Origin of the sequence: Deinococcus indicus (assembly GCF_002198095.1) — a bacterium.
Classification (GTDB): Bacteria; Deinococcota; Deinococci; order Deinococcales; family Deinococcaceae; genus Deinococcus; species Deinococcus caeni.
In genome coordinates, this window is the sequence record NZ_NHMK01000014.1 from 86590 (window position 1) to 99029 (window position 12440).

Here is a 12440-nt window from a genome sequence, read left to right on the forward strand (position 1 = left end):
CCTCCGGACGTGGAGCCGGCAATCCGGTGAAGTTCCGGATTGTCGGCGAAACAGACGGAATCCGGATGAGACGGACTCCGTCTGTTGCCCGCGTCCCGGCCACCTGCGCCGGGACGCTTTGTGTACCGGGTCTCGACGCTGCGGGGCGCGGCGTGACATCCTGCGCGTAATGTTTGTCCTGCCGGTCCGCTTCGAGCGCAGTCCCCGCCTTCACGCCATGCTGAGCGAGGAGGCTCACGCGGTCGGTACGCGGGTCGTGGTGCAGGGCAAACGCGGCCCGGAGGTCGCCACCGTGCGCGGCGAGGCGGCCCCTCCCGAACCGCAGGGGCGGTACGGGGCGGTGCTGCGGGCCGCCACGCCCGACGACCTGGGCCGCTGGGAGGCGCTGCACGCGTCCGGCGAGGACCTCAAGTGGCTGCTGCGCGCCCGCGCCCGCCAGAAGAACCTGCCGGTGAAGGTCGTGGCGGTCGAGTTCACGCTTGACGAGAGCCTCGTGACGGTCAGTTACAGCGCCGACGAACGCATCGAACTGTCCGGCCTGATCGGCGAGGTGCGCGCCCACACCCGCGCCCGCGTGAACTTCGCGGCGGTCGGGCCGCGCGAGCAGGCGCAGATGATCGGCACGCTGGGCGCCTGCGGCCGCGAGAACTGCTCCTCGACGCACCTGCAGGACTTCGCGCCGGTCAGTATCCGCATGGCCCGCGACCAGCAGCTGCCGCTGAACCCGGAGAAACTCTCGGGGCCGTGCGGGCGGCTGCTGTGCTGCCTGCAGTTCGAGCACACGCAGTACCTGGACCTGCTCAAGGACCTGCCCCGCAAGAACGCCCGCGTGTGCCACGAGGCGAGCGGCGCGTGCGGGAAGGTCACGAAACTGCACCCGCTGGCCGGGACGGTGGACGTGTTCACCGACCAGGGCGTCCTGACGGACGTGCCCGCCACCGAGCTGCGCCGCCTGACCGACGCGGAGATCAAGGCCCTGCCGGACGGTGGGCGCGGCGGGCGTCCGGGTAAACCGGCCCGCGACCGGTAACCGGGCCTGCGGGCGGGCGGCGGCTCGCGTACACTCGCGGGGATGACCACCACTGACCGTCCATCCGGCCCGAGTGCCGTCGAGGCCAAACTTCACGTTCCGGCCGACGACTCCCGCTGGGAAGCTTTCGCCGGGCGGTACCGGGCGCTGCTGGACGCCCCGCTGGACGCTGCCGGGGTGCCCGACTGGCTGACCGACTGGAACGCCGTGAGCAGCGAGGTCACGGACGTCGCCGCGCGGCTGTCCACGCACGCGGACCTGCACACGGACCGCCCGGACGTGCAGGAGCGCTACCAGACGTTCGTGGCGCAGGTGCTGCCGCAGGTCGAGCGGGCCGAGCAGGCCCTGAAGGAGAAACTGCTGGGCGTGCCGGACTTCGTGCCGGCGCCGGACTTCGCGCTGAACTTCCGGCGGATGCGGGACGCGGCCGCCCTGTACCGAGAGGCGAACGTGACCCTGGGCGTCACGCACGAGGCGCAGAAGAACCGGTACTCGGTCGCGACCGGCAACCAGACCGTCACCCTGAACGGCGAGACGCTGACCATCCCGCAGGCCAAGCAGCGCCTGGACAGCCCGGACCGCGCGGCGCGCGAGGCGGCGTGGCGCGCCCTGAGTGACAGCAACATGGGCGTCGCCGGGGAACTGGACGGCGTGATGCTGGACCTGATCGCCACGCGCTGGCAGCTGGCCCGCAACGCCGACCTGCCCAACTACCGCGACTACCAGTGGCGGGCGCTGGACCGCGTGGACTACGCCCCGGCCGACTGCGCGGCCTTCCACGCGGCCGTGCGGGACGAGGTCGTGCCGCTCGCCGCGAAGATCGTGCGCGGCATCGCCGACGGGCTGGGCCTGGACCGCGTGCGCCCCTGGGATTACAACCGCAACAACCTCCTCGACCCGCAGGGCCGCGAGTCCCTGAAACCGTTCCGCACCGGCGAGGAACTGGAAACGCTGGCCGAGGCGGCCTTCGAGAGCCTGGACGCCGACCTCGCCGCGCGTTTCCGGCAGATGCGCGGCGGCCTGCTGGACCTGGAATCCCGGCCCGGCAAGATGACGCACGCGTACTGCCAGTACTTCCCGACCCGCAACGAACCGTTCGTGCTGATGAACGTGGTCGGCACCGCCGAGGACGTGCGCGTGCTGTTCCACGAGGTCGGGCACGCCTTCCACGGCTTCTACAGCGGCGACGCGCAACCCCTCGCGTGGAACCGCTGGAGTCCCATCGAGTTCGTGGAGATCCCCAGCATGGCCATGGAATTCCTGACCCTGGACCACCTGGGCCACGTGTTCACGCCGGAAGAACTGGGCCGCTACCGCGAGAAGCAGCTTCAGGGCGTCGTGGCGTTCCTGCCGTGGGCGGCACAGATGGACGCCTTCCAGCACTGGCTGTACGCAGAGGCCCCCGAGAACGTGACCGTCGCGGACCTGGACGCCCGCTGGCTGGAACTCGACCGGACCTTCCACCCGTTCGTGGACTGGGACGGCCTGGACGAGAGCGTCCGCGCCAAGGGCTGGCAGTACTACCACGTCTTCCAGGTGCCCTTCTACTACATCGAGTACGCCATGTGCTACCTCGCGGCGGTCGGCGTGTGGCGCGGCGCGCAGACCGACCCGGCCGGGGCGCTCGCCCGTTACAGGGCCAGCCTGCAACTGGGCAGCACCGTCAGCGTGCCGGACCTGTACCGCGCCGCCGGCGTGGAATTCCGCTTCGACCGCGAGCACATCCGGAGCCTGATGGCCTTCATCGAGACGCAACTGCCCGGCTGATACGGCAAGACGGCGCCCCGGACCCTGTGAAGGTCCGGGGCGCTCTCTTATCGGGTTGAAGGGCAGACCGCACACCCCTGGGCTCAACTTCCAACCGCTGTCTTGCTCAGGTGCCCGCCCTGCGGCGCAGCTCCACGCGTCCACTCGATTCATACGGACTCCGATTGAATGGGCTGCAAAGCCCGTTCAATTCGAGCGGATGCGAGTGGGAGCAACACGGGTTCCGGACGTGGAGCCGGCAATCCGGTGAAGTTCCGGATTGTTGGCGAAACAAACGGAACCCGTATCAGAGGTACTGGAGGGCCTCCCCAATACCTCTGAACGCTGCTGCTCAGTAGCGGTAGGTGGTGGTCTCGTTGACGTTCACGCGGACGGTGCGGTTCGCACCGCGGTCCACGGTCAGGGTGACGGTGCTGCCGCCCTTGACGAGGGTGCCCACGAAGCCGGTGTTCGTCTGGCGGGTCTGCTGCAGACCGTAGCCCTGGGCCTGAAGGTCGCTGACCTTGCGGTCGTAGGCGCTGCGGGCGGGGTCCTGCATCTGGTTGTTGGTGATGGCGCCCAACAGCGTGCCGATGAAGTCCAGGACGTTGTTGCCGGTCGTGACGGGCGCGGGGGTCGGGGCGACGGCCTGCGCGAACTCGACGTTCACGTTGGTGGTGCTGCCCGCGCGGATGGTGACGGTCGTGGTGTAGTCACGGAAACCGGGGGCCTGAACGCGGACGGGGTACGTGCCGGCGCGCAGGTTGCTGTACGTGACGTTCGCGCCGCCCAGCCGCTGCCCGTTCAGGGTGACGGTGGCGCCCGAGACGTTCGTGCCGACGAACAGGCTGCCGGTCGTGACGGGGTTCTGCGCGGCGACCGTGTAGAAGGCCGTGTCACTGACCCAGCTGTTCTGCGGCAGGGGCGTGACGACGATGCTCAGCGCCTGCGCCAGACCGTCCTGACCTTTGGCGGTAACGGTGGCGAACTGATCCTGGGCGGTCTTGAAGGAGCTGATCTGGTCGAGGTTCAGCGGGGTCAGGCTGGCGAGCGCCAGGACCTTGTTCTGCCCGATGGGGCCGCCCACCGTGTACGTGAAGTTCGCGTCGGCCGCCGGGAAGGTGGTCGTGGTGTTCGCCTTCACGAAGTTCTCGCCGCTCAGGCGGTTGGGGAGGACCTGGTCAACGCTGCCGTCCGGGTTCACGTTGAACAGGTAGACGTACGCGTCACGGTTCACGGTGGTGCTGATCGAGATGCGCTCGTCGATGCGGTAGGCGGGGTTCTGCGCGCCGGTGGTGTCCTTGTTCACGCGGACGCTGACGTTCAGGTCCGGCTGCGCGGGGTTCACGATGATGCTCTGCGCGCTGATCTTGGGCGCGGCGGAGGCGGTGCTGATCTGGGCGACGGTGCCGAGGGCGAGCAGGGCGGTCAGGGTGCTTTTCATGAGCCCAAGTCTGCCCGGCCTGCGTGACGGCCGGCTGATGCCACCTGACGGAAGCGTTCAGAATTCAGGGGAACGTGAAGAAGCCCGTACCGCGCGCCGGGCGCCGCAGGGTCAGGCGCGCTGCCCGGCACTGTGCCCGCGCGTGACGCCCCCGGCGATCAGGTGCGCGGCCCGCAACGGTTCCGGCAGGTTCCCGGTGACCGTGAAGGTCCGCAGGGCCTCCTGCGCCTGCGGATGCGTGAGGCCCGCGCGCTGCACGAACACCGGCCCGCACGGTTCCATCGGACCGGCCGCCTCGATCAGCGCCCACTTGCGCCGGCCGCCGGGCACGCACGTCAGCAGCGCCTCGCGGATACGGTCCAGGTCCGGGGCGCGGCGCGCGACGACCAGCACGGGCCGGCCCGTCTGCGCGTGCAGCGCGCGCAGGTCCACGACGTTGAAGCCCGCCAGCGCGATGCCCTGCAACAGGATCAGCTGAAGGTGCTCCGGCGAACGGTTCACCAGCCGCGCCAGTTCGGCGGTGCTGTTGCGCCCATCACGCCGCACCCGGCCACTGACCACGCCATGCAGGGTCGTGCGGGCGTACACCGTCCCGACGACCGGCACGTCGCCCCGCCAGCCGTGCGCGAAAGGAGCGTCGTCGAACCCGATGGCATGCGCGAACACCCGCCCAGCGTAGCGTCCGGCAAGGACCGATCTGGCCTATGGACACCCTCCGCCATCCGGCGCATGCCGCGCTGACCGGCAGGGCGCACACTGCGGACATGACCTCCACTGCGCCCACCACCACCCCGGAGCCCCAGGCCAAACCGGACCCCGGCTGGCCCACCTCGCCCACCGTCACCCCCTTCAATCCGCACGCGGCCACCCCCGCGCAGCGCCTCGCCGTCGGGCAACTGCTCGCCGACACCTTCGCGCACGCCCACCCGGACGACCCGGCCCTCCTCCCCGAAACCGAAGCGCTCGGCCTCACGCACAGCCTCCCCACCGAACGCAAGGAACACCTCGTCGTGTGGAACGGCGACCAGGCGCTGGCCTGGGGCAGCGTCGAATACGACACCGAACAGAACACCCACATGGCCCACCTGCGCCTCACCGTCCACCCCACCGCCCGCCGCCACGGCCTGGGCCGCGCCGTCATGACCCAGCTCCTCGCCCGCGCCGACGAACTGGGCCGCCACACCCTCACCTTCGGCACCAGCAGCCGCAGCCCCGCCGGAGAAGCCTTCGCACACGCCTACGGCGCGCAACCCGCCCTGCCCATGCGCCAGAGCCGCCTCGACCTCACCACCCTCGACCACGACCTCCTCACCCACTGGCAGACCCGCCCCCACGGCGACCCCTTCCACCTGCACCTCTGGCAACGCGTCCCCGACGAGTACCTGGAGCGCGTCGCCGACATGATGATGGTCATGAACACCGCCCCCAAAGGCGACCTCGAACAACACGACTGGACCGTCACCCCCGACATGATCCGCTCCTGGGAAACCATGATCGAGGAAGCCAACGAAACCCGCCACATGCTCGCCATCGAAGACACCCGCACCGGAAGGCTCGACGCATACAGCGAGGTCTTCTGGATGCCGGAACGCGCCGCGCTGGTGTACCAGGGCGCGACCGCCGTCCGACCCCAAGCACGCGGACAGGGCCTCGGCAAATGGGTCAAAGCCGCCATGCTGGAGCGCATCCTGGAGGAGTGCCCCGGCGCCCGCTGGGTCCAGACGAACAACGCCAACGAGAACGCCCCCATGCTCGGCATCAACGTGGCACTCGGCTTCACGCCGTACAGCACCTTTACCGAATGGCAGCTGAAACTCCGGTAAGGTTGTTGGCGGATTGAGGTTGATGTCGTGGGGGGGCGCCTGGCGGCGGGCTTCCCCACCCCCCAACCCCCTACCCCAGGGGGGCAGGGGGAGCAACGTTGCACTGGGCAAGAGGTTCTACTGGTGCGGCGGAGTTGCTGTGGGCGCTGACGTGTCCGGCTTCGACGCCATCCTGCCGCCCCCTCGTAGGCCCGCGCGCTTCGCGCACGACGGCCGGTGGTGGTCTGCGGCGGCTGGCAGGGCAGCATGAAGCGATCCGCTGATCGACTTTGAAAACCGCGCTATTGCCAAAGCGAAAGAGTAGAACCTTGTGGCACGCACCCAGTTGGCTGGCCCATCCGGCGTCGTGGCAACCGAGCCCGTCGTGCGCGAAGCGCGCGGGGCGAACGCCGCGAAATCGGAGGATGGCGTGTGAGGCGTGGTCGTCCCCGCCCGACACCCGGCTAGAAAGCCAGCGGAGTACCTGCCCAGTGCAACGCTGCCCCCCCTGCCCCTTTGGGGTAGGGGGCTGGGGGGTGGGGCAGCCCGCCGCCAGGCGCCCACCTACAACGTCAGCCGAACCATTTCACGCGCGGCCCAGCTGGACGGGTACCGCGTGGCTCCCGACGCGGCGGCCCTGGAGGCCCTGATGACCCGCGTGGAGGCGCGGCTGCTGGGCGGGTATCACCTGCACCTGACGCATCACCGCGTCAAGCGCCGCGCGGTGCATCCGCTGATCCGGGATGTGCGTCCGGATGCGTATGGCCGCATTGATTTCCGGCGGTTGTGGCTGGGGGACGCGCGGGAATCTGCGGTACGCTGCGGCGCATGAGGGTCGCCGTTGCGGATGTGGGTACCAATTCCAGTCACCTGTTGATTGCCGAGGCGGCGCAGGGGGATGCGGGTGGGTTCCGGGTGCTGGACGCCCTGAAGGACCGTACGCGGTTGGGGGAGTGTCTGGATGGGGCGGGGAACCTGACGCCGGAGGGGGAGGACCGGCTGGCGTCGGCCCTGACGCGGTTCCGGGAGTTGGCGTCGGCGGCGGGGGTGGCGGAGGTGCATGTGTATGCCACGAGTGCGCTGCGTGAGGCGCCGAACGGGGCGGAGGTGGCGGGGCGGATGCTGGCGCGGACGGGGGTGTATCCGGCGATCATCTCGGGGGAGCGTGAGGGGGAGCTGACGTACCTGGGTGCGGCGCACGCGGTGGAGTTGGGTGAGGATAACGTGCTGCTGGATCTGGGGGGCGGCAGTCTGGAGTTCGTGCGTGGGGACGCGCAGGGGCCGCGTGACGTGTTGAGTCTGCCGCTGGGTGGGATCCGCATGACGGGGGCGTTCATCCGGTCTGAACCGGCGGGGCGGCGGGAGGTGCAGGCGCTGGCTGACGCGGTGCGTGGGGCGCTGGCGCCGTACGTGGAGCGGTTCCGGGTGCGGTCCGGTACGCGGGTGGTACTGTCGAGCGGTACGGCGGAGGGGGCGGCGGCGGCCGTCGTGGCGCGGCGCGGTGGGGGTGGCCGTGCGGGGGGCGGGGCGGACGGTCCGGAAGGCGTGAACGGTGTGAGCGTCACGGTGGCTGAGCTGGGTGCGCTACTGGAGCAGGTGCGGGGGTTGAAGGCGGCGGCGCGGGCGCGGGTGCCGGGTCTGGAGCGGCGTTCCGAGACGGTCGTGGCGGGGCTGGCGACGTTGCATGCGGCGCTGGTGGCGCTGGGCGCGCAGGAGTTCACGGTCAGTGAGGGTGCGTTACGTGAGGGGATGCTGATCGAGGAACTGTCGCGGTTCCAGGCGTACCGGTCGGCGCTGAGTGCGCGGCAGCGGAGCGTGCTGGGCACGGCCGAGCGGTTCGGCGCGAACCTGTCTCATTCGCGGCAGGTGGCGGCGCTGTCGCGTGGGCTGCTGGACGCGCTGCAGGCGGCGGGCGAGCCGGTGGATCACGAGGACCGCAGTCTGCTGACGGCGGCGGGCGCGCTGCATGAGGTGGGGCAGATCGTGGCGCAGAGCGCGCACCACAAGCATTCGGCGTACCTGATCCGGCATGCGGGGTTGCGTGGGTTCAGTCCGCGTGAGATCGAGCTGATCGCCCTGCTGGCCCGTTACCACCGCAAGAGTCCGCCGAAAGCGTCGCATGCGGAGTTCATGGCGCTGGGGGCGGGGGACCGGGACCGGGTGACGCGGCTGGCGGCGGTGCTGCGCGTGGCGGACGGCCTGGACCGTTCGCATGCGGGGGCGGCGCGTCTGGAGGGCCTGCGCCGCGCGGCGGACGGCAGCTGGGAGCTGAGCGTGTCGGGGGTCACGCCGCTGGACCTGGCGGGCGCGCGGGACAAGGCGGACCTGTGGGCGCGGGTGTTCGGACCGCTGACGTTGCGCGCTCCCTGATACGGATTCCGTTTGTTTCGCCGACAATCCGGAATGTCACCGGATTGCCGGCTCCACGTCCGGAACCCGTTTTGCTCCCACTCTGCGGGGCAGCTCTACGAGTCGCTTCGCTCGGATTGAACGGGCTTTGCAGCCCATTCAATCGGAGTCCGTATGATACGGCGGCCCGTTTGTGCTCCCGCTCTGCGGAGGGGCTCTCCGAGTCGCTTCGCCCGGACCGGGGGGCCTTACAGCCCATTCAACCGGAGTCCGCATGAGGGGCCGGGTGGGGCGCGGGCGGGTATCCTGGCGGGCATGACGGGCACGCCGCAGAACATCCTGAGTATTCAGTCGTGGGTCAGTTTCGGGCATGTGGGGAACGCGGCTGCCGTGTTTCCGCTGCAACGCCTGGGGTTCGAGGTCTGGGCGATTCACACGGTGCAGTTCAGTAACCACACCGGGTATGGCGCGTGGACGGGCGCGGTGTTCCCGCCCGAGGCGGTCGCGGAGCTGATCGACGGGATCGAGGCGCGTGGGGTGCTGCCGGGCTGCGGCGCGATCCTGAGCGGGTACATGGGCAGCGAGGGGACGGTCGCGGCGGTCGTGGACGCCGTGCGGCGCGTGCGGGGCGCGAATCCCGGCGCGCTGTACGCCTGCGACCCGGTGATGGGGGACGTGGGGCGCGGGGTGTTCGTGCGGCCGGAACTGCCGGACCTGATCGCGGCGCAGGCCATTCCGGAGGCGGATATCGTCACGCCCAATCAGTTCGAGCTGGAACTGCTGACCGGGCGCGCGGTGGACACGCTGGAGCACGCGCTGGAAGCGGCGCGCGCCCTGCGGGAGCGGATGCGTGCCGGCGGGCCGCGCGTGGTGCTGCTGACCAGTCTGGTCCGCAGCGGCGCGCCCGAGAACAGCATCGAGACGCTGGTCGTCACGGATGACGGGGCGTGGCTGTGCCGCACGCCGCTGCTGCCGCTGGACCCGCCGCGCAACGGCACGGGGGACGCCATCGCGGCGCTGTTCCTGGGCCAGTACCTGAAGACCGGTCAGGCGGCGCAGGCGCTGAGTCTGTCCATGAGCGCCCTGTTCGGCCTGCTGAGCCGCACGCACGCTGCCGGCACCCGCGAGATTCAGCTGGTGGCGGCGCAGGACGAGTTCGTGAAGCCCGCGCGGCTGTTCGAGGCCCAGCAGGTCGGGTAGTCCGTTCGGGGCTGGTCAGATGAGGCGCGTCTCAGGGTCCCGTCAGCGTCCGCCCAAGATCGCTTGGCGCCGCTCTCACGGGTGGGCGGGAAGGGCGGGAAAGACTGGGGGCATGAAACACATCATCTTCCCGACCGCCGCCGCCGCCGACGCCTTCACCGCTGACCTGCAGGCGCAGGGAGTGATCGCCCCCACCATGGGCCGCGCGACCGTCACCCGCCGCACCGCTGCCGACCCGGTCGTCACGGACGGCGGCGGCACGGCCGAGGACGCCGGGGCGGGCGCCGTGAAGGGCACCGGTGTGGGCGCTGCGGTCGGCGCGGTGGCCGGAGTGATCGCGACCGGCGCGACCGTCGCGACCGGCGGGCTGGCCCTCCCGGTGATTCTGGGCATGGCGGCGCTGGGTTCCGGCGTGGGCGCCGCGGTCGGCGCGACCGGCGGCGCGATGGGTGTCGATGAGACGGGCGACTACTACGACGCCGACGACGACTACTACGACCGTCTGAACACCACCCACACCAGCGGCGGGCGCACGGTCGCCGTGCATGACAGCGTCCCGGCCGACGTGGTCGAGGCGGCCGCCATCCGCCACGGGGGCGAATACGTGAGCGGCGGGCAACTCAGCCGCCGCACGATGTAACCCTCTCCCCCACTGAATCCCCAGTAGAAGAAGGGACCCCAGAGCAATCCGGGGTCCCTTCTTCCGATGTCCGTCCTGACCGGGGGGCCGTCGCGGATCAATCCGCTTCGGGCGGGTGGGGCAGGGCGACCTTGCGGAACCAGAAGTTCCCCAGGGTACGGATCACGTCCTCGAATTCCAGCAGGCTGACGGGTTTGGGGATGTAGGCGTTGGCGTGCAGGTTGTAGCTGCGCCAGATGTCGCTCTCGGCGCGGCTGGTGGTCAGGACGATCACGGGGATGCTGCGCAGGATGGCGTCCTCTTTCAGGATGTCCAGCAGTTCCAGGCCGGTCATGCGGGGCATGTTCAGGTCCATCAGGATCACGTCGGGGCGCGGGGCCTGGGTGTGCGTCTCGGTGCGGCGCAGGAAGTTCAGGGCGTCCAGGCCGTCGCGGGCGTGGTGCAGGCGGTGCGGGAACTGGGCGTCCTCGAAGGCCTCGCGCGTGAGCATCACGTCGGCGGGGTTGTCCTCGACCAGCAGGATTTCGACGGGTTCGGTCATGCGGGGTTCTCCTGGGGGGTGGGGTCGGGCGGGGCCGTGACGGGCAGCGCGAGGTGGAAGGTGCTGCCTCGGCCGGGTTCGCTGTCCAGCCACAGCTGACCGCCGAGCTGTTCGGCGGCGCTGCGCGTGACGGCCAGCCCGATGCCGCTGCCCGGATACTCGTCCATGCCGTGCAGTCGCTGGAACACCCCGAAGATTCGTTCGTGGTACTCGGGCGCGATGCCGATGCCGTTGTCCTGCACGTGGAACACCCAGCTGTCCTGCCCGGCGTGGCGGGTGCGGTCGGCGCTGATCTGCACGCGGGCCGGGCGGGTGGGGTCGCGGAACTTCAGGGCGTTTCCGATCAGGTTCTGCAGGATGTGCCGCATCAGGTCCGGGTTGGACGGGATGACCGGCAGGTCGCGGGCCGTGACCTGCGCCTGCGCGTCCAGGATCTGCCGTTCGAGGTCGGCGGTGATCTCGCGGACGAGCGCGGCCGTGTCGACCGGCTGCGTGGCGCGCGGGGCGTTGCGCACGCGGGAGTACGCCAGCAGGTCCTGGATCAGGGTCTTCATGCGTTGCGTGGCCGAGGTCGTGAACGCGATGTACTGGTCGGCGCGTTCGTCCAGCTGCCCCTGGTAGCGGCGGGCGAGCAGTTCGGTGTAACTGCCGATGGTCCGCAGGGGTTCTTGCAGGTCGTGGCTAGCGACATACGCGAACTGTTCGAGTTCGCGGTTGCTGCGTTCCAGGTGGGTGTTGCTGGCGCGCAGCGCCTCGGCGCTCTCGCGCAGGGCCTGTTCACGGTCCTGCACGGCGGCCGCCATGCGGTCGAACTGCCCGCCCAGCTGCGCGAGTTCCTGCACGGGCATGACCGGCGTGCGGCGCTGGTACTGCCCGGCAGCGATGGCGCCGGCCCCGGCGTTCAGGTCGTTCAGGCTGCGGGTGATGGTGCGGGTCACGCGGTACGCGGTGAGCAGCAGCAGCGTCAGCGAGAGCAGCAGGCCGCCCACCGTCAGGGTTCGCACGGTGGTCAGGGTGGCCTGACTGGCGGCGGTGGCGGCGCTCAGGCGGCCGCTCTCGTTGGTGCGCATGACGGCCATGATGTCGCGCGCCTCGTTCAGCAGGTCGCGCCCCTTACCCTGCCGGACGAGCTGGGCGGCCTGCGCCAGCGAGTCGCTGCGGGCGGCGATCTCGGGCCGGGCGGCCGTCTCCTGCCAGCGCTGCACGGCGCGCCGCACCCGCGCGAGGTTCGTGCGTTGCAGGTCCGTGACGCTCAGGTCGTGCAGGGCCAGCGCGGCGGCCCGGAACGCCGCCTCGCCCTCGCGGTACGGCGCGAGGAAGGCGGGATCGCCGGTGATGACGTAACCGCGCTCGCCGTTCTCCATGACGGAGATCTGGGTGTTCAGGTCGTTCAGGAGCAGCATCCGCGTCTGCGCGTCCGACACCAGTCGCAGTTGCTCGTCGTTGCGGTTGACGCCCACGGTGACCGCCGTTCCCACGCCCACCAGCAGCGCGAACGGCAGCAGGAACGGCCGCAGCAGGAAGGCGCGCAGCGTCACTTTCCGCCGCGCAGCCGGCCGGGACGCGCCTTCGGCGGCGGGAGACTCGGCGGTGGTCGGGGCAGGCGCGGACATGACGCAGGCATTGTAGCCGACCCTTCCGGGCGTTCCCGCCCGGTCTGCGCGCCCGGCAGGCCCGCCGGGGCAGGT

Annotated in this window: 11 protein-coding genes; 7 read left to right on the top strand and 4 right to left on the bottom strand. The window is 70.4% G+C overall.

All coding sequences use genetic code 11. The annotated features are described in order from the left end of the window. Positions 1–169: 169 nt before the first annotated feature. Together CBQ26_RS10935 and CBQ26_RS10940 are read left to right on the top strand one after the other, a co-directional pair. Positions 170–1030, top strand: a complete 861-nt coding sequence (locus CBQ26_RS10935; protein WP_088248676.1) for a PSP1 domain-containing protein — start codon at positions 170–172, stop codon at positions 1028–1030. 42 nt (positions 1031–1072) lie between these two features. After that, positions 1073–2797 carry a M3 family oligoendopeptidase gene (locus tag CBQ26_RS10940; RefSeq protein WP_088248677.1) on the top strand — a complete coding sequence of 575 codons (1725 nt, stop codon included), beginning with the start codon at positions 1073–1075 and terminating at the stop codon, positions 2795–2797. 331 nt (positions 2798–3128) lie between these two features. On the opposite strand, the gene CBQ26_RS10945 is transcribed toward CBQ26_RS10940, so the two are convergent. Both CBQ26_RS10945 and CBQ26_RS10950 read right to left on the bottom strand, forming a co-directional pair. Then, on the bottom strand, positions 3129–4220 hold the full coding sequence (locus CBQ26_RS10945; RefSeq protein WP_088248678.1) for a DUF4384 domain-containing protein: 1092 nt from the start codon (positions 4218–4220) through the stop codon (positions 3129–3131). Between the two features lie 111 nt (positions 4221–4331). Next, positions 4332–4886: an endonuclease dU gene (locus CBQ26_RS10950; RefSeq protein WP_088248679.1), complete on the bottom strand. Its 555-nt coding sequence runs from the start codon at positions 4884–4886 to the stop codon at positions 4332–4334. A 98-nt stretch (positions 4887–4984) separates the two neighbouring features. Here CBQ26_RS10950 and CBQ26_RS10955 point away from each other — a divergent pair, with 98 nt between their 5' ends. The 5 genes from CBQ26_RS10955 to CBQ26_RS10975 all read left to right on the top strand — a co-directional run bounded on the left by CBQ26_RS10955 (position 4985) and on the right by CBQ26_RS10975 (position 10211). After that, positions 4985–6043: a GNAT family N-acetyltransferase gene (locus CBQ26_RS10955; RefSeq protein ID WP_088248680.1), complete on the top strand. Its 1059-nt coding sequence runs from the start codon at positions 4985–4987 to the stop codon at positions 6041–6043. A 628-nt stretch (positions 6044–6671) separates the two neighbouring features. Then, the gene (locus tag CBQ26_RS10960; RefSeq protein ID WP_143342055.1) at positions 6672–6854 is read left to right on the top strand and encodes a hypothetical protein; all 183 of its coding nucleotides are present in this window, start codon (positions 6672–6674) and stop codon (positions 6852–6854) included. Next, a complete protein-coding gene (locus tag CBQ26_RS10965) occupies positions 6851–8392 on the top strand; it encodes a Ppx/GppA phosphatase family protein (RefSeq protein ID WP_088248682.1) in 1542 nt (513 codons plus the stop codon). The genes CBQ26_RS10960 and CBQ26_RS10965 overlap by 4 nt, the downstream gene beginning before the upstream one ends. A 294-nt stretch (positions 8393–8686) precedes the next feature. Beyond that, positions 8687–9571: a pyridoxal kinase PdxY gene (gene pdxY, locus CBQ26_RS10970; RefSeq protein WP_088248683.1), complete on the top strand. Its 885-nt coding sequence runs from the start codon at positions 8687–8689 to the stop codon at positions 9569–9571. Positions 9572–9683: 112 nt separating this feature from the next. Further along, complete coding sequence (locus CBQ26_RS10975) at positions 9684–10211, top strand: hypothetical protein (protein WP_088248684.1); 528 nt, start codon at positions 9684–9686, stop codon at positions 10209–10211. A 97-nt stretch (positions 10212–10308) separates the two neighbouring features. Here CBQ26_RS10975 and CBQ26_RS10980 read toward each other — a convergent pair whose 3' ends face one another. Then, positions 10309–10752 (bottom strand): response regulator, encoded by a 444-nt coding sequence (locus CBQ26_RS10980; protein WP_088248685.1) that lies wholly within the window; start codon positions 10750–10752, stop codon positions 10309–10311. After that, positions 10749–12365: a sensor histidine kinase gene (locus tag CBQ26_RS10985; RefSeq protein ID WP_088248686.1), complete on the bottom strand. Its 1617-nt coding sequence runs from the start codon at positions 12363–12365 to the stop codon at positions 10749–10751. Before CBQ26_RS10985 ends, CBQ26_RS10980 begins: the two co-directional genes overlap by 4 nt. Between the last annotated feature and the right edge of the window lie 75 nt (positions 12366–12440).